Below are 16,878 nucleotides of genomic sequence, written 5' to 3'. Positions count from 1 at the left end.
CTCAGACGCCGGACAGGTCCAGCAGCCGGCGGGCGATCTCCTTGCCGCCCGCGTCCCCCGTCAGCACCGTGTAGTGGTTGACGCCCCGGACCGCGACCGGCGTCACCCGGGTACCCCCGAGATCCGCCGCCGCCAGCCGGCTCTCGTCGTACAGGCCCTGCTCCTCGCCCATCAGCCCGCGCTGCGCCCACAGCAGCGTCGCCGGAACGGGCAGCTTCCGTACCGCCGTCAGCACCTCCTCGCCGAAGAGGCCGATGCCGTCGGTGCGCACCGCCTCGATCCGGCAGGTGGAGCGCATGGCGGGCTCCTCCCCGGTCAGATCCCGCTGGATGTACGCGTCCACCTCGTCCGACCAGGCGTCCGCGAACGCGGGGTGGGCCCGCCAGAACGCGCGGTACGCGTCCCGGTCCGGAAAGGTCATCGACAGCCGGTCCATCGCCGGGCCGATCACGGCGGTCATCAGCTCGTCCGGCGCGAGGTGCGTGGGAGCGGGGAAGCCGATGCCACCGTCCACCAGCAGCAGCGGCCCGAACCGCTCCGGGTGCCGCACGGCGGCCAGCGCCGCCACGAACGCGCCCATCGAATGGCCCGCCAGCACCACCCGGCCGGTGCCCAGCGCCGCGGCCACGGCGGCCGCGTCGTCGGCGTGCGCGGCGATCCCGTACGGACCCGGCAGCGACGAACTCCCGGCCCGGCCGCGCAGATCCGGCGCGACCAGGGTGACGCGGCCGTCCAGCAGCCTCGCCACCGGCCCCCAGGACAGCGCGTTGGCCGTGATGCCGTGCAGGGCCAGCACCACCGGCGCGCCGGGATCCCGGGCCGGCCACCGGAGCACCGCCAACTCGCCCCCGGCGACGGGGACTCGTACCTCTTCGTACGCGATCACGGGCGTCCGTTCTCCTTCCGGGACTCGCCGTCCCTGGACGATTCGGCGGCGGCGGGCGTACGGCGTGCCCCGCGCAGCCGGGACGGCAGCCGGGCCAGTCCGCCGGGCAGCAGGTGTACCACGGCGACGAACAGCACGCCGAGCAGGAAGAGTGGCTGGGAGAGCGGCACCCGCAGCACCGCGGGCAGTCCGGCGACCGCGCCCGAGCCGGCCAGATCACCGAGCCGGTGATCCGCCCAGGTGTAGAGGATGCCGCCGGCCATCGGCCCCCACCGGGTGCCCGATCCGCCCAGCACCACCATCACCAGCAGCGACAGGGTGAAGTCGGAGGTGGTGGTCTGCGGGGTCGAGCCGCCGGTGAGCAGCAGGTGGACCAGACCGCCCAGCGCGGCCAGGGCGCCCGCCAGGACGAAGGCGGTGAGCTTGAACCCGTACGGCTTCAGCCCCAGCACCTCCACCCGGCGCTCGTTCTCCTTGATGCCCTCCCAGACGCGTCCGGTGGGGGAGTTGACCGCCCGGTGGACGACGGCGAGCGTCAGGACCAGGTAGCCGAGCGCCAGCCAGTAGAGGTTCGCGGTGTTCTCGATGCCGACCAGCCCGGACGGCAGCAGTTCGGCCGGGGCGGCCCGGCCCTCCTCGCCGCCGGTCAGACCGCCGGGGTTGCGGGAGACCAGGATCGATCCGGCCTGGGCGAACGCCAGCGTCACCATGGAGAAGCCGATGCCGGTGACCCGCAGGCTCACCGAGCCCAGGACCAGCGCGAGCGCGATCCCGCAGCAGACGCCGAGCAGTGCGGACACGGCGAACGGGAGGCCCGCCTCCAGCAGGAACACATTGGTGGCGTAGCTGCCCGCCGCGAAGTAGAGCGCATGCCCGAAGGAGAGCAGCCCGGTGCGGCCGAGCAGCAGGTCGTAACCGGTCGCCAGGGCGCCGAACAGCAGGCAGGTGGCGAGAAGCTGGAGACTTCCCGGGCTGCCGAGCGGGCCGTCCAGAAGTCCCGGCAGCGGCAGCGCGCTGAACGGGGCGAGGGCCAGGACCAGCAGTGCGGCGGCGGGCCACCAGCGGCGCAGCAGCCGGACGGCGCTCCCGGACGCCTGCGCGGCCGGGAGCTCCCCGCCGGTGCGGTGTTGTGTCTCGGTGGCGGTGCTCACGCGAGCCTCCCGGTCAGTCCGCGCGGCCGTACGAGCAGCAGCGCGGCGAGCAGCACGACGACCGCCAGGTCGCCGAGGCCCGCTGCGGTGTAGTAGTTGGCGAACTGCTGGACCAGGCCGATGACGACCGACGCCACGGCGGCGCCGCTCACCGACCCCATGCCCCCGGTGACCACCACGACGAACGCGAAGATCAGCAGCGAGGTGCCCTGACGCGGGTCGACCGAGCCGAAGTACAGGCCGCCGAGCGCCCCGCCGAGCGCGGCCACGCAGCCCCCGATCGCGAAGACCAGCGTGAACGCCTTCCGCACGTCGACACCGAGCGCGGTGACCATCGCCCGGTCCTCGACCCCGGCCCGTACGACCAGACCGTGCCGGGTGCGGCCGAGGAAGAGCCGCAGCGCCACGAGGACGACGAGGGCCGCCGCGACCAGGACCAGCCGGTTGACCGGCACCTGCGCGCCGAGCAGGCCGAACGTGCCGGACAGTGCCTTCGGACCCGGGAAGGTACGGGCGTCCGGGCCCCAGATGCCCGACAGCAGCGCCGGGACGGCGAGCCCCACCCCGACCGTGGCGAGGACCTGTTCGCGCGGCCGGGTGTAGAGCGGCCGCACGACGGCGAGTTCCAGCAGGACGGCGGCCGCGGTGCCCACCGCCGTACCGAACAGGACGGCGAGGGCGAAGCCCGCCCCGCCCGGACCGGCGCCCGGCAGATGGCCGGAGGCCGCCCACCAGGTGCCGTACGCGCCGATGGAGAGCAGCGCCCCGTGCGCGAAGTTGAGCACGTCCATCAGCCCGAAGATCAGCGAGAGTCCCGATGCGATCAGGAAGTAGAGGGCTCCCAGACCGAGTCCGGTCATGGTGAGCAGAACGACGGTGGACATCAGGAATCCGCCTCCACGGAAGGTGCTTCGGTGGCCGGGCCGTGTCCCACACCCAGCAGGCGCCGTGCGGCCTCCGCGTCGCCCAGCAGCTCGGCGGCCGGTCCCTGATGGGCGGTCCGGCCGTCGGCGAGCACCGCGCAGTGCCGGGCCAGACGCCGCACCACGGCGAGGTTCTGCTCCACGAGCAGCACCGGCACCGCCTCGGCGGCCCGCTCCAGCACCTGGGCGACCTCGGTGACCACCTTCGGCGCCAGGCCCTTGGTGGGTTCGTCGGCGATGATCAGCCGGTTTCCGTTGAGCAGGGTGCGGCCGATGGCCACCATCTGCTGCTGCCCGCCGGACAGCGTCCCCGCCAACTGCCGCTCTCTGCGCTTCAGTTCGGGGAACAGCTCATGGACGAGTCCGTAGGCGGGCCCGTCCGCGCCGCGCCGCTCGGCCAGCCGCAGATTCTCCGCGACGGTCAGCCCGGCGAAGACACCGCGGTCCTCGGGCGCGTAACCGATGCCGAGGCGCACCACGGTGTGGGTCGGCATCGAGACGGTCTCCTCGCCGTCCAGCCGCACGCTCCCGGTGCGCGGGACGAGGCCGAGCACGCCGCGTACGGTCGTGGTCTTCCCGGCACCGTTGCGGCCGAGCAGCGCGGTCACCCCGTGCCGGGCCACGTCCAGCTCGACGCCGTGCAGGATGTGCCGGCCGCCGATCAGGACCCGCAGGTCCCGTACGGCGAGCAGGGGTCCGGTGGTCACAGCCCCTCCCCGAGATAGGCCTGCTGGACGGTCGGGTCGGCGGTCACTGCCTCGGGGGTGTCCAGCGCCAGCAGCCTTCCGTGGTGCATCACGGCGAGCCGGTCGGCCAGCCCCAGCAGGACGTCCATGTGGTGCTCGACCATCAGGACCGTGCGGCCCTCGTCCCGGTGCAGGGTGCGGATGAGTTCGGTCAGTGCGGGGACCTCCTCCGCGCTGACCCCGGCCATCGGCTCGTCGAGCAGCATCAGCCGCGGCTCGCCCACCAGCAGCACCGCGAGCTCCAGCTTCCGCTTCTCGCCGTGCGACAGTTCGGCCGCCGCCGCCCGTGCCCGGTGGACCAGGCCGGTGCGTTCCAGTACGCCGTCCACCTCGGCGGTGTACCGGGACGCCCGCCGCCACAGCCGGTGGGAGCCGCCCCGGGCCGCCTGGGCGGCCAGCCGGACGTGGTCGGCCACGCTCATCGCCGGCCAGAGGCTGGACGTCTGGAAGGTCCGGCCGATGCCGCGCCGTGCCCGTGCGTGCGCGGGGTCGGCCGTCATGTCGGTGCCGTCCAGCGCGATGGTGCCGGAGGTGGCCGTGGTCAGCCCGCTGATCAGGTTGAACAGGGAGGTCTTGCCCGCCCCGTTGGGGCCGATGAAGGCCAGGAACTCGCCCTCGTGGACGCTCAGCGTGACGTCCTCGACGATCGTCGCCCCGCCGACGCCCCAGCCGAGCCCGTCCAGCCGGAGCACCGGGGCGGCGGTCCGCGCCCCGCCCGGGTGCCCGGCGGTGGTGTCCGGTGCGGTCATCGCTCAGCCCGCCGAGGGCTTCGCGGGCGGCGCCACCTCGTCCATCGGTGCGGTGCTCACCAGCTCCGGCCGGGCTCCGGCGCCCTTCCCCCTGAGCTTCGCGACGAACATCGGCTGCACCAGGGCGTGGTCCTCGGCCCGGACCTGCTCCCTGCCCTTCACCCCGTCGAAGCTCCAGCCCTCCAGGGCCTTCACCATGGCGGCGGTGTCGGTGGTGCCGCCCTCCTCGACCGCGCGCACCACCATCTGCGCGGCGGTGAAGCCGTCGGGGGTGAACAGGTCGGGGGTGCCACCGGCCTTGGCGACCGAGTCGAGCATCGACTTCTCCACGGCGTTGCCGCCGCCCGCGCCGGGGAAGTAGTGCGCCAGGAACGACACCTTGGAACCGGCGTCGCCGAAGACCGGGTACGAGGCCGTTCCGGCGAGACCGGTGACGACCTTGCCCGCCTCCAGCACGCCCTGCTGGTCCAGCGCGGTCCACAGCGCCGGCGCGGTCGAGCCGGCCCAGGCGACGAAGACCAGATCGGGTCCGCCGGCCTTGACCTGCCGGGCGAACGGGGTCAGGTCGGTGGCGCCGGGCGGAGCCAGCACGGAGCCGACCTCCGCGCCCCCGGCGCCGAGGACGGCCTTCACCGCGGCGACATTGGCCTGGCCGAACGTGGAGTCCTGGGCCAGCACCGTGACCTTCTTGCCCTTGGCCTCGCCGAGCATCGTCCCGGCGGTGAGGATGTCCTGGTAGGACTGCCGGCCCGAGCGGAAGGTGTAGTCGTTGATGCCGGTCACGGCGTCGGTGGCGGCCGGGCCGCTGATGTACAGCACCTTGTTCTGGGCGGCGAGCGGCGCCATCTGGAGCGCCACCCCGGAGTCGGTGGTGCCGGCCAGCACCTTGTAGCCCTTGCCGATCAGGCTCTTCGCCGCGGAGACCGCCTTGCCCGGATCGCCCGCGTCGTCCTGCTCGGTGACCTCGATGCGGTGCCCGGCCACCTTCCGGGTGCCCTTCGTGGCGTGGTCCAGCCCCGCCATGAACCCGTCGCGGTACTGCTTCCCGTAGTCCGCGAGGAGGCCGGTACGGGAGTACACCAGGCCCACCTTCACGGTCGCGTCCTTCGCGCCCCCGGCGGAATCGCTCTCGCCGGCCTTTCCGGCGGCGGTGCACCCGGTGAGCACGAGGCCGGCGCAGGTCAGTGCGACGGCGGCGTGGAGGGATCTGCGGTGACGGGCGGTGCCTGTGGCTCTGCGACGCATGGTGACCGGCTCCTCGGCGTGTTCATGTGATGTCGCCGAACCGTATGAACACCGTGCCCCCGTCGACATGGTGCAGAGCGCCCCACCTGACACGGTGCGCATGTGGGGGCCGCACATGGGACCGGAAGGCGAAAGCCGCGCAGGGGAACCGGATCGTACGGTTCCGCTGCGCGGCCGGCGCGCGGTGCGCGGGTGTGTGGCGCGTGGTGCGCGGGTCCTGGGTGGTGGCCCGTCACATCGCGCTGATGCCCTGGATCGTGGCCACGGTGACGCCGAGCACGGCGAACGCGATGCCGACCCAGCCCATCGCGATGCCCGCGACCGCCTGGCCGCGGCCGCCGCCCTCGCCCCGGTCGGCCATGCGCTTGGCCGAGACGCCGAGGCACAGCGCGACGATCGGCAGGATGATCGGAACGAGCACCAGGCCGAGGATGCCGAGCACCATCGAGGCGGTCGCCTTGCCGCTGGGCAGCGGGGCAACGCCCGGGTACCCGTAGCCGACCGGCGGCTGAACGCCGTACCCCGGTCCGCCGGGGGCCTGAGTCCCCGTCGCGTCGCCTGCAATGCCTGACTGGTGGGCCATGTATTCCTCTCATCGGTGCTGGTCATGACCATGGTAAAGAGCGGATTGTGGCTCTTTCGGTCAGAACGGTGTGAGGAATGTGATGAAGGCGCCACGGGGCAGGCCCCGCATGTGCTAAGGCGTGTCTGTCGGGCTGGTCACATCGATCAGCCGGCACACCGTGTCGATGTCGATCTTCACCTGGGCGATCGACGCCCGCCCCGACAGCCAGGTGATCAGCGCGGAGTGCCAGGTGTGCTCGATGACGCGGACCGCGGACAGCTGCTCCGGGGTCGGATGCTCCAGGCCCATCGCGTCCAGGATGATCGCCGTCGTGATCCGCGAGACGGTGTCCACCTCCGGGCTGACGCTGCGGTCCGCGAAGGTCAGCGCCCGCACCATCGCGTCCGCCAGATGCGGCTCGCGCTGGAGCGCGCGGAAGGCCCGCATCAGGGTGTCGGCGACCCGCTGGGCCGGGTCCTGGCCGGCCGGCGGACGTTTGTGCAGCATCGTGTGCATGTGCTGGAGCTGGTCCTGCATGGTGGCGACCAGCAGGTGGATCTTGGACGGGAAGTAGCGGTACAGCGTGCCCAGGGCGACCCCGGCCTCCTCCGCGACCTCACGCATCTGCACCGCCTCGAAGCCGCCCCGGCCGGCGAGCTGGGCGCTGGCGTGCAGGATGCGGCGGCGGCGGGCCTCCTGCCGTTCGGTCAGGGGCGGCGATGCCGGCTTGGCCTCAGCTGTCATGTGTCCCCATCCATGGCTTCTGTCCGCGACCGGAGGGAGGCGCTCGGTCTCCCGGGGGCGCACAGCATGCCAGCGTGCCCGGTGGTGGCGCGAATCACCTGATCCGGCCGTTGCACCGACGCTACCTGCCGGTAGATTCGTAGCTCATTGAACGATCCAGTCTGAAACTTGTTCTAGATTAGCGTGAGCGGTTACGCTCCGGCGAACACGCAGGGAGAAGGGGGCCGAGTGTGACCGCTGAGGCCATAGAGTCGGGCCCCCGCACGGGCAGCGACACGTCCGGCACCGCCGACGACCGTCCGTTGCGCATCGCACTCCTCACCTACAAGGGCAACCCCTTCTGCGGCGGCCAGGGCGTCTACGTACGCCACCTCGCCCGCGAGCTCGCCCGCCTCGGGCACAGCGTCGAGGTGATAGGCGCCCAGCCCTATCCGGTGCTCGACGAGGGCGTCCCGCTCACCGAGTTGCCGAGCCTGGACCTCTACCGCCAGCCCGACCCGTTCCGCACCCCGAAGCGCGGCGAGTACCGCGACTGGATCGACGCCGCCGAGGTCGCCACCATGTGGACCGGCGGCTTCCCGGAACCGCTCACCTTCAGCCTGCGCGCCCGGCGCCATCTCGCCGCCCGCCGCGGCGAGTTCGATGTCATCCACGACAACCAGACGCTCGGCTACGGACTCCTCGCCGACCTCGGCGCCCCGCTCGTCACCACGATCCACCACCCCATCACCGTCGACCGGCAGCTCGACCTGGCCGCCGCCGGCACCCGCCGTCGGCGCGCCTCCGTACGCCGCTGGTACGGCTTCACCCGGATGCAGAAGCGGGTCGCCCGCCGGCTGCCCTCGGTGCTCACCGTCTCCGGCTCCTCCCGGCAGGAGATCGTCGACCACCTCGAGGTGCGCCCGGACCGCATCCACGTCGTGCACATCGGCGCCGACACCGACCTCTGGTCGCCCGACCCCTCGGTCGCCGAGGTGCCAGGCCGGATCGTCACCACCTCCAGCGCCGACGTCCCGCTGAAGGGCCTCGTCCACCTCGTCGAGGCGCTCGCCAAGCTCCGTGCCGGGAACCCGGAGGCGCACCTCGTGGTCGTCGGCAGGCGGGCCGAGGACGGACCGGTCGCACAGGCCATAGAGCGGCACGGACTCCGGGACGCCGTCGAGTTCGTCAAGGGCATCAGCGACGCCGAGCTCGTCGACCTGGTGCGCGGCGCCCAGATCGCCTGCGTCCCCTCGCTGTACGAAGGGTTCTCGCTGCCCGCCGCCGAGGCCATGGCCACCGGCACCCCGCTCGTCGCCACCACCGGCGGCGCCATCCCCGAGGTCGCGGGCCCGGACGGCGAGACCTGCCTGGCCGTCCCGCCCGCCGACGCCGGGGCGCTGGCCGACGCGCTCGCCCGGCTGCTCGGCGACCCCGAGCTGCGGGCCCGGCTCGGTGCCGCCGGCCGTGACCGGGTGCTCTCCCGCTTCACCTGGAAGCAGGCCGCCATCGGAACCGCCGCCCTCTACCGCGAGGCGATCGCCGCCCGGTCCGGTGCCACGCGCCCCGGCCGCGGTCGTTGACACCGCCGCCCGTTCCCGTCGTACCCGCCCCCCGACCTCCCCCGACCGCGAAAGCAGGCATTCGTGCTGACCGTGGACTTCACCCGCTTCCCGCTCGCCGCAGGTGACCGAGTGCTCGACCTGGGCTGCGGCGCCGGACGCCACGCCTTCGAGTGCTACCGGCGCGGCGCCCAGGTCGTGGCCCTCGACCAGAACGGCGAGGAGATCCGCGAGGTCGCGAAGTGGTTCGCCGCGATGAAGGAGGCCGGCGAGGCCCCCGAGGGAGCCACCGCCACCGCGATGGAGGGCGACGCGCTCAACCTGCCGTTCCCCGACGGGTCCTTCGACGTCGTGATCATCTCCGAGGTCATGGAGCACATCCCCGACGACAAGGGCGTGCTCGCCGAGATGGTCCGGGTCCTCAAGCCCGGCGGCCGGATCGCGATCACCGTGCCGCGCTACGGCCCCGAGAAGGTCTGCTGGACGCTCTCCGACGCCTACCACGAGGTCGAGGGCGGCCACATCCGCATCTACAAGGCCGACGAACTGCTCGGCAAGATCCGCGGCGCCGGCCTCAAGCCGTACGGCACCCACCACGCCCACGCCCTGCACTCGCCGTACTGGTGGCTCAAGTGCGCCTTCGGGGTGGACAACGACAAGGCACTGCCGGTCCGCGCGTACCACAAGCTGCTGGTCTGGGACATCATGAAGAAGCCGATGGCGACCCGGGTCGCCGAGCAGCTGCTCAACCCGGTCGTCGGCAAGAGCTTCGTGGCGTACGCGACCAAGCCGCACCTGCCCGTGGCCGCCGCGGCCGAGGACCTCACCAAGGCCGAGGCGTGACCGTTCCCGAGCAGACCGAGCACCTCGTACTGCCCGGGGTCCTCACCGCCGAGGAGGCCGCCGAGACCGTCGCGGCCCTGCTCGCCGTGCAGCGCCGAAACGGCGCCCTGCCCTGGTTCCGCGGCCACCACCTCGACCCGTGGGACCACACCGAGGCCGCCATGGCCCTCGACGCGGCGGGCGAGCACGCCGCCGCGGAGCGCGCCTACGACTGGCTGGCCCGGCATCAGAACGAGGACGGCTCCTGGTACGCCGCGTACCACGACGGAGACCCGGACCGGCCGACCGACCGCTCGCTGGAGAGCAACTTCTGCGCGTACGTGGCCGTCGGCGTCTGGCACCACTACCTCGCCACCGGCGACGACGCGTTCGTCGACCGGATGTGGCCGACCGTCTACGCCGCCGTCGAGTTCGTCCTGCGGCTCCAGCAGCCCGGCGGCCAGATCGGCTGGAAGCGCGAAGCCGACGGAACCCCGGTCGAGGACGCGCTGCTGACCGGCTGCTCCTCCATCCACCAGGCGCTGCGCTGCGCGCTCGCCATCGCCGAACGGCGCGAAGAGCCGCAGCCCGACTGGGAGTTGGCGACCGGAGCGCTGAGCCACGCGATCCGCAGCCACCCGGAACGCTTCCTGGACAAGAGCCGCTACTCGATGGACTGGTACTACCCGGTCCTCGGCGGCGCGCTCACCGCGACCGCTGCCAAGGAGCGGATCGAGGAGGGCTGGGACCGTTTCGTGGTCCCCGGCCTCGGAGTGCGCTGCGTCCTGCCCAACCCCTGGGTGACCGGCGGCGAGAGCTGCGAACTCGCCCTGGCGCTCTGGGTGATGGGCGAGTCCGACCGGGCGCTGGAGATCCTTCAGTCCATCAAGCATCTGCGCGCCGAGGGCGGCATGTACTGGACCGGGTACGTCTTCGAGGGCAACCGGGCGTTCTGGCCGGAGGAGCTCACCACCTGGACCGCCGGATCACTGCTGCTCGCGGTCGCCGCGCTCGGCGGCGACGAGGCGACCGGGGAGGTCTTCGGCGGCGAACACCTGCCGCGCGGACTGGAACCGGACTGCTGCCGCTGAGGCGAAAGGACCCGGGCCGGGCACCGGCCGCGCGACTGGGGGAAGCGGTTCTCGTGCCGCCGCTTCCCCGAGCCGGACGCGTACGTCGCGCGGATGTCTACACCGGGGTGCTGAGCGCGGCGTACAGGGCGTAGAGCACCACGGGAAGCGCACCCACGAGCCCCGTCACGGCCGCGATCACCGAGGGCAGCCGCCTGTTGGTCCGCAGGGACCTGATGAGGTAACCGACCAATACGAAATAGGCCAGAGTGACCACGACTCCGGCCCACAGCACAGCTGGACTGATTGATTGCATGACAATGCTCGTTCTCCCTGTGACGATGCCCAGTCCGGATCTACTGCGCTCACCAACAGGCAGGCCATGCGGGGCCCTTGGCAGGGGCCGGCCCATCCGCGGTTCGCGGCAGTGGGATGACGGTAGCTCAAAGTCGCTTGACTGAGCTAGAGTTGACGAAAATCGCAGCACGAATCGATCGGCTGTCGGGCCGGGCGGTCGGGGCCCGGGATGCCACTCCCGGGAACCCCGCCTCGGCGCAGCCCCGGACTGGGCAAGTCACAGAGTGCGATGCGCACATAGTGTCAGGCGCCGATAAACGATCCGTATACGTCTGCTAAACGAGTTGGTACGCTGCCGAAAGGGGGGCAGCGATGGATGACGCGTCACGGTTGTTGAAGCAGCGTCCCGCCGTGTCGCCCGATGGGCCGACGGCACTGCGCTTCAGCGTACTCGGCCCGGTGCGCGCCTGGCGCGGAACCGAGCAGCTGTCGACCGGATCACCGCAGCAGCGTGGCCTGTTGGCCGCCCTGCTGTTGCGCGAGGGCCGCACGGCGACCGCGGCCGAACTGATCGACGCGCTGTGGGGCGACGAGCCCCCGTCGCAGGGGCTGGCCGCCGTCCGGACGTACGCCTCCCGGCTGCGCAAGTTCCTCGACCCGGGCATCCTGGTGAGCGAGTCGGGCGGTTACGCGATCCGGGGCCTGCCCGACGGAGCCCTGGACCTGTCGACGGTGCAGGATCTCGCGGAGCGGGCGGAGCGGGCCAGGGCCGACGGGGAGCTGGGCCACGCGAGTGAGCTGCTCCGCAGGGCGCTGGCCCTGTGGGACGGCGAGCCGCTGTCGGGGGTGCCGGGCCCGTACGCGGAGACCCAGCGCATGCGCCTGGAGGAATGGCGCCTCCAGCTGATCGCATTCCGCCTGGACACGGAGCTGGAGCAGGGCCACCACGCGGAAGCGGTCTCGGAGCTCACGTCGCTGACGGCGGCGCACCCACTGCGCGAGCGGCTGCGGGAACTGCTGATGCTGGCGCTGTACCGCAGCGGCCGCCAGGCGGAGGCGCTGGCGGTCTACGCCGACACCAGACGGCTGCTGGCGGACGAACTGGGCGTGGACCCCAGCCCCGTCCTGACGGAGCTGCAGGGCCGGATCCTGCAGGCGGACCCGGCCCTGGCGGAACCCTCCGCCCCGGAGCCCGGGTCGGCCGTGGCCTCCGTACGGCCCGCCCAACTCCCCGCGACGGTCCCCGACTTCACGGGCCGCGCGCTGTACGTGGAGGAGCTGGGGGAGGTGCTGGCATCGGCCAACGGCCAGGTCATGGCGGTGTCGGCCCTGTCGGGAATCGCGGGCGTCGGCAAGACGACCCTGGCGGTACACGTCGCTCACCGGGCACGCTCGGAATTCCCCGACGGCCAGCTGTACGTGGACCTTCAGGGCCTGCGGACGACGAGGACCGAGCCCGAGACGGTCCTGGGTTCCTTCCTGCGCGCCCTGGGCACGCCGGAAGCGGCGATCCCCGACTCCCTGGAGGACCGGGCGGCGCTGTACCGCTCGGTCCTGGACGGGCGGCGGGTGCTGGTGCTCCTGGACAACGCGCACGACGCAGCCCAGGTGAGACCGCTGCTGCCGGGCACGGAGGGATGCGCCGCGCTGATCACGGCCAGGGGGCACCTGGGCGACCTCGCGGGCGCCCGTCTGGTGGACGTGGACGTGCTGAGCCCGGAGGAGGCCCTGCTCCTGTTCACCAGGATCGTCGGCCAGGAACGTGTCGCCGGCGAGCGTGCGGCGGCGCTCGACGTCGTTGCCGCGTGCGGCTTCCTGCCGTTGGCGATCCGGATCGCCGCGTCGCGGCTGGCGGTGCGGCGGACCTGGACCGTTTCGGTACTGGCCGCGAAGCTGGCGGACGAGCGGCGGCGACTGGACGAGCTGCAGGCCGGTGACCTGGCGGTGAAGGCCGCCTTCGAGCTGGTCTACGGGCAGCTGGAGCCCGCGCAGGCGCGCGCGTTCCGTCTGCTGGGCCTGGCGGACGGGCCGGACATCTCCCTGCCGGCCGCCGCGTCCGTGCTCGGCCTTCCCGAGGAGGACACCGAGGAACTCCTGGAGTCCCTCGTCGACACCTCGCTGGTGGAGTCGGCGGCACCGGGCCGGTACCGCTATCACGACCTGCTCCGCCTCTACGCGCGTGCCTGCGCGGAGCGCGACGAGCAACTGCCGGGCGAGCGGGCGGCGGCCCTGTCCCGGTTGCTCGACTTCTACCTGGCCACCGCGGCGGGCGTGTACGCGCTGGAGCGGCCCGGCGACCGCCTGATCGAGCACCTGGAGCCGACCGCCGGCGACGGGCCGGTGTTCACCGACCGCGCCGCGGCGCTGGACTGGCTGTTCGGCGAAGCGCGGGCGCTGCTGTCCGCGGCCCATCAGGCCGTCGGCACGGGCGAGTTGCGCAAGGCGGCCGATCTGCTGCTCGCGACGCGGGACCTCGCCGAGTCCGGCAGCGAATTCACCCGCTACGAGTCGGCGGTCACGGCCCTGCGGGACGCCGCGGCGGCAACCGGCGACGAGCGGACCGAGGGCCGGACACGAACCGCACTCGCCCACCTGCACTCCCTCGCGGGCCGTTTCCGGGAGGCGGACCACGAATCGCGCGAGGCAGTACGGCTCGCCGGTTCGGCCGGCGACTCCTGGACCATGGGCGACGCGCTCAACAGCAGGGGCGTCATCGCGCTCTACCAGAACCGGCACGAGGACGGGGAGGCCCATCTCTCCCGCGCCGTCGAGTACTTCCGTGCGCTCGGCGACCGCCCCGGAGAGGCCGGCGTCCTGTGCAACCTCTCGCGGGCGCACCTCGCGACCGGCCGGACCGCGAGCGCCGTCGCGCTGGCCCGGCAGGGCATCGAGATCTACGACGCCCTGGGCAGCTCCGTGCGCGGCGCCAACGGCCGGTACGCGCTTGCTCTGGCGCTCACCCGGAGCGGCGAACTGGACCTTGCGAGCGACCGCCTCCACGAGGCTCTGGACGTCTTCCGCGAGGGCCGTCAGAAGCTGTGGGAGGGCATGAGCCTGTTCCGGCTGGCCGAGGTCGACCTCGCCGCCCGGCGCCCGGCACAGGCCGCGGTCAACGCCGAGACGGCGCTGATCACGCTGGGCGGAATCGGCGGGGAGTGGCGTCGGGCCAACGTGCTGACCGTGCTCGGCCACGCACTTTCGGAACTGGGCCAGACCGGGCGTGCCGTCGCTTCGTGGAACGAGGCGCTGGACGCCTACGAGCGGCTGGGCGCCCCGGAGGCCGAGGCGTTGCGCACGCTGCTCCTCGACGGGCACCCGGACCGGACGTACAGCGTCGCCTGACGGGGCCGCCGCGCCGGCCGGTCCACGTGCCCGTCGTGTGCCCCGCACCGGCCGGTCCTCATGCCCCGTCGCGTGCCCCGCACCGGGAACCCGGACGGCGTTTCCCGGGTGGCACGCCGTTCCGGGCCGGGCGAACCTTACCGAGAGTGGCCAGAGCCGTCACTCATCGTAGAGATCGCCCTGATGTGCCCGGCCAGGGAGGCCCGCTGTGCCCAGTTACACCGCGACCGGTCCCGTACCGCTCCGCCGTCCGATCGTCGCGCTGCTGCTGTCCTGTGCCCTCGTCGTGGGCACCGGCGCGTGCGGCGGCGGCGACAAGAGCGGTACGAGCAGTTCGGCGTCGCCGAGCGGCACCTCGTCGGCCGAGGCACAGAAGTTCGCCAAGACCCGGTTCGTCACCAACGCGGGGCTCGCTGCCGGGGCGACGTACCAGTGGATCGTGAAGCCCTATCGGGCGGGCAAGTTCAAGAAGGGCGCCGACGGGCGGACGTTCGCGCTGGTCAAGGCCGGGCTCGCGGGTGGCTTCGCCTACAACCGGCTGAAGGCGGCGGCGGTCAACGCCAAGGGCGACCCGCTGCTGTCCAAGGCGGTCGCGCCGCTGACGGCGGGCATCGAATCGCTCAAGGGGCTCGCCGAAAAGCTCCGCAAGGGACAGGCGGGCGAGGGCGACGTCGGCGCCTTCGAGAGCGTGATCAGCGGCATCAAGGACGCGGGCCGCAGCGCCGGTGCGGAGGTCAAGGACAAGGTGCCCAGCACCTCGCAACTCGGCGGATAAGCAATGGGGTTCGGCCCGTGACCGGATTAGGGTGCGCGACATGAACCCACTCACGCAGGACCTCGCGCACGACCGCTACTGCGACGAGATCATCGCCCGCACCGACGCGCTGAGAGCCACCGTCCGGGGCGCGGACCTCGGCGCGACCGTACCGACCTGCCCCGACTGGACCCTGCGCGAACTCGCCCACCACGTCGGCCAGGCCCACCGCTGGGTCGGCGAGATCGTACGCACCCGGGCGACCGAGGTGGTCCCGCCCGAGCAGGTACCGCACTCCACCCCGGGGAGCGACGACCCCGCCGCCCTCGACGCCTGGCTGGCGGAGGGCGCGGCCGGCACCGTCGGGGCGCTGCGGGCCGCGGGCCCGGAACAGAAGGTGTGGTCCTGGGCCTGGGAGGGAAGCACCGGCTTCTGGGCGCGCCGAATGGCGCACGAGACGATCGTCCACCACGCCGACGCGGCACTCACCGCCGGGACCGGGTACGAGGTGGCGCCGGAACTGGCCGCCGACACGATCGAGGAGTGGCTGGAGATCGTCGCCTTCGCGCAGGGCGCCGGCGACAAGGAGGCCGCCGGGCTGACCGGGGCCGGGCGCTCCATCCACCTGCACGCCACGGACGTACCGGACGCCGAGTGGCTGATCGAGCTGGGCAAAGAAGGCTTCACCTGGCGGCGCGCCCACGAGAAGGCGACCGTCGCGCTGCGGGGCCCGCTCACCGACGTCATGCTGGTCTTCTACCGGCGCCTGGCCGCCGACAGCGGCCGGGTCGAGGTGCTCGGTGACGCGGAACTGCTGGACTTCTGGCTGGAGCGCGCCACCTTCGGCTGAGCGCCCGGGCCCCGGGATCCCGCCGCCGGCCCGGCCCGTTCTGCGCGCCGGGCGGGCCTGAGCGAAGCTGGATGGGAAGCCCGTAGTGTCCGGCGGCCCCGGTGGAGGTGCCGATGGAGCCAGTCCGCGCCCTGAAACGGATCGCCTTCCTGCTGGAACGTGGCAGGGCCGACACCTACCGCGTGCGGGCCTTCCGCGCTGCCGCCGACGCGGTGGCCGCGATGGCGGACGGCGAGGCCGGGCGGCGGGCGGCGGCCGGGTCGCTGGAGGCGGTCAAGGGCATCGGGCCGAAGACCGCGCAGGTGATCCGGGAGGCGATGGCCGGGGAGGTGCCCGGCTATCTCGAACGGCTGGAGGAGGAGGCCGCGGCCCGGCCCGACGAGGGCGGCGCGGACCTCCTCGCGCTCCAGCGCGGCGACTGCCATCTGCACTCCGACTGGTCGGACGGCGGCAGCCCGATCGAGGAGATGGGCCGCACCGCGGCGGAGCTGGGCCACGAGTGGGCGGTCCTCACCGACCACTCGCCCCGGCTGACCGTCGCCAACGGGCTCTCCCCGGACCGGCTGCGCCGGCAGCTGGCACAGGTCGCCGAGCTGAACGCGCGGTGGGCGCCGTTCCGGCTGCTCACCGGCATCGAGTGCGACATCCTCCCCGACGGCTCCCTCGACCAGGAGGACGAGCTGCTGGAACAGCTGGACGTCGTGGTGGTCTCCGTCCACTCCGAACTGCGGATGGCCCCGGCCCCGATGACCAGGCGCCTGATCGCGGCCGTCCGCCACCCCCGGGCGGACATCCTCGGGCACTGCACGGGGCGACTGGTCGCGGAGCGCAGACGCCCGGAGTCCCGGTTCGACGCGGACGCGGTGTTCGCCGCGTGCGCGGAGGCCGGTACCGCCGTGGAGATCAACAGCCGGCCGGAACGGCTCGACCCGCCCCGCAGGCTGCTGAGCCGCGCCGTCGGGGCGGGCACCCTCTTCGCCGTCGACACCGACGCCCACGCACCCGGACAGCTGGACTGGCAGATCCACGGCTGTGCCCGCGCCGAGGAGTGCCTGGTCCCGGCGGAACGCGTCGTCACCACCTGGCCGGCCGACCGGCTCCTGGCCTGGTCGCGCGGCGGCACGATCCCGGAGCGGGCCCGCTCCGGGGCGGACGGGGCCGTCGGCGCGGCCCCGGGACAGGAACGGTGAAGC

16 protein-coding genes are annotated in these 16,878 nt (G+C 72.9%); 7 read left to right on the top strand and 9 right to left on the bottom strand.

Annotated elements, in window-relative coordinates; translation table 11 throughout:
• Nucleotide 1: 1 nt before the first annotated feature.
• The 8 genes from AADR41_RS11265 to AADR41_RS11230 form a co-directional block, all read right to left on the bottom strand.
• On the bottom strand, nucleotides 2-886 hold the full coding sequence (locus AADR41_RS11265; protein WP_342281204.1) for an alpha/beta fold hydrolase: 885 nt from the start codon (nucleotides 884-886) through the stop codon (nucleotides 2-4).
• On the bottom strand, nucleotides 883-2,037 hold the full coding sequence (locus AADR41_RS11260) for a branched-chain amino acid ABC transporter permease (RefSeq protein ID WP_446751014.1): 1,155 nt from the start codon (nucleotides 2,035-2,037) through the stop codon (nucleotides 883-885). The genes AADR41_RS11265 and AADR41_RS11260 overlap by 4 nt, the downstream gene beginning before the upstream one ends.
• Nucleotides 2,034-2,921, bottom strand: a complete 888-nt coding sequence (locus tag AADR41_RS11255; RefSeq protein WP_342281203.1) for a branched-chain amino acid ABC transporter permease — start codon at nucleotides 2,919-2,921, stop codon at nucleotides 2,034-2,036. The genes AADR41_RS11260 and AADR41_RS11255 overlap by 4 nt, the downstream gene beginning before the upstream one ends.
• A complete protein-coding gene (locus AADR41_RS11250) occupies nucleotides 2,921-3,667 on the bottom strand; it encodes an ABC transporter ATP-binding protein (RefSeq protein WP_342281202.1) in 747 nt (248 codons plus the stop codon). The genes AADR41_RS11255 and AADR41_RS11250 overlap by 1 nt, the downstream gene beginning before the upstream one ends.
• On the bottom strand, nucleotides 3,664-4,455 hold the full coding sequence (locus tag AADR41_RS11245) for an ABC transporter ATP-binding protein (protein WP_342281201.1): 792 nt from the start codon (nucleotides 4,453-4,455) through the stop codon (nucleotides 3,664-3,666). The genes AADR41_RS11250 and AADR41_RS11245 overlap by 4 nt, the downstream gene beginning before the upstream one ends.
• 3 nt (nucleotides 4,456-4,458) lie before the next feature.
• On the bottom strand, nucleotides 4,459-5,700 hold the full coding sequence (locus tag AADR41_RS11240; protein WP_342281200.1) for a substrate-binding domain-containing protein: 1,242 nt from the start codon (nucleotides 5,698-5,700) through the stop codon (nucleotides 4,459-4,461).
• A gap of 232 nt (nucleotides 5,701-5,932) precedes the next feature.
• Nucleotides 5,933-6,283, bottom strand: a complete 351-nt coding sequence (locus tag AADR41_RS11235; RefSeq protein WP_342281199.1) for a DUF4190 domain-containing protein — start codon at nucleotides 6,281-6,283, stop codon at nucleotides 5,933-5,935.
• A gap of 114 nt (nucleotides 6,284-6,397) precedes the next feature.
• Nucleotides 6,398-7,009 (bottom strand): TetR family transcriptional regulator, encoded by a 612-nt coding sequence (locus AADR41_RS11230; protein ID WP_342281198.1) that lies wholly within the window; start codon nucleotides 7,007-7,009, stop codon nucleotides 6,398-6,400.
• 230 nt (nucleotides 7,010-7,239) lie between these two features.
• Between AADR41_RS11230 and AADR41_RS11225 the strand changes: the two genes are divergently transcribed.
• The 3 genes from AADR41_RS11225 (at nucleotide 7,240) to AADR41_RS11215 (ending at nucleotide 10,463) form a co-directional block, all read left to right on the top strand.
• Nucleotides 7,240-8,571, top strand: coding sequence for a glycosyltransferase family 4 protein (locus AADR41_RS11225; RefSeq protein ID WP_342281197.1), 1,332 nt, complete (start codon nucleotides 7,240-7,242; stop codon nucleotides 8,569-8,571).
• A 63-nt stretch (nucleotides 8,572-8,634) separates the two neighbouring features.
• The gene (locus tag AADR41_RS11220; RefSeq protein ID WP_342281196.1) at nucleotides 8,635-9,393 is read left to right on the top strand and encodes a class I SAM-dependent methyltransferase; all 759 of its coding nucleotides are present in this window, start codon (nucleotides 8,635-8,637) and stop codon (nucleotides 9,391-9,393) included.
• A complete protein-coding gene (locus tag AADR41_RS11215) occupies nucleotides 9,390-10,463 on the top strand; it encodes a prenyltransferase/squalene oxidase repeat-containing protein (protein ID WP_342281195.1) in 1,074 nt (357 codons plus the stop codon). The genes AADR41_RS11220 and AADR41_RS11215 overlap by 4 nt, the downstream gene beginning before the upstream one ends.
• A 97-nt stretch (nucleotides 10,464-10,560) precedes the next feature.
• Here AADR41_RS11215 and AADR41_RS11210 read toward each other — a convergent pair whose 3' ends face one another.
• Nucleotides 10,561-10,758, bottom strand: a complete 198-nt coding sequence (locus AADR41_RS11210) for a hypothetical protein (protein WP_342281194.1) — start codon at nucleotides 10,756-10,758, stop codon at nucleotides 10,561-10,563.
• Nucleotides 10,759-11,111: 353 nt separating this feature from the next.
• On the opposite strand from AADR41_RS11210, the gene AADR41_RS11205 reads away from it, so the two are divergent.
• From AADR41_RS11205 to AADR41_RS11190, 4 genes are all read left to right on the top strand, one after another.
• Nucleotides 11,112-14,081, top strand: coding sequence for an AfsR/SARP family transcriptional regulator (locus tag AADR41_RS11205; RefSeq protein ID WP_342281193.1), 2,970 nt, complete (start codon nucleotides 11,112-11,114; stop codon nucleotides 14,079-14,081).
• Between the two features lie 208 nt (nucleotides 14,082-14,289).
• The gene (locus tag AADR41_RS11200) at nucleotides 14,290-14,856 is read left to right on the top strand and encodes a hypothetical protein (protein ID WP_342281192.1); all 567 of its coding nucleotides are present in this window, start codon (nucleotides 14,290-14,292) and stop codon (nucleotides 14,854-14,856) included.
• 40 nt (nucleotides 14,857-14,896) lie between these two features.
• Nucleotides 14,897-15,685 carry a maleylpyruvate isomerase family mycothiol-dependent enzyme gene (locus tag AADR41_RS11195; protein ID WP_342281191.1) on the top strand — a complete coding sequence of 263 codons (789 nt, stop codon included), beginning with the start codon at nucleotides 14,897-14,899 and terminating at the stop codon, nucleotides 15,683-15,685.
• Between the two features lie 113 nt (nucleotides 15,686-15,798).
• Complete coding sequence (locus AADR41_RS11190; protein ID WP_342281190.1) at nucleotides 15,799-16,875, top strand: PHP domain-containing protein; 1,077 nt, start codon at nucleotides 15,799-15,801, stop codon at nucleotides 16,873-16,875.
• The last annotated feature ends 3 nt before the right edge of the window (nucleotides 16,876-16,878 follow it).

The sequence above is a fragment of the Streptomyces sp. CLV115 genome (assembly GCF_038448545.1).
In the GTDB taxonomy this organism is placed as follows: Bacteria; Actinomycetota; Actinomycetes; order Streptomycetales; family Streptomycetaceae; genus Streptomyces; species Streptomyces sanglieri.
Note: the sequence above shows the minus strand (reverse complement) of the source record. Positions and strands in the feature narration are given on the sequence as shown.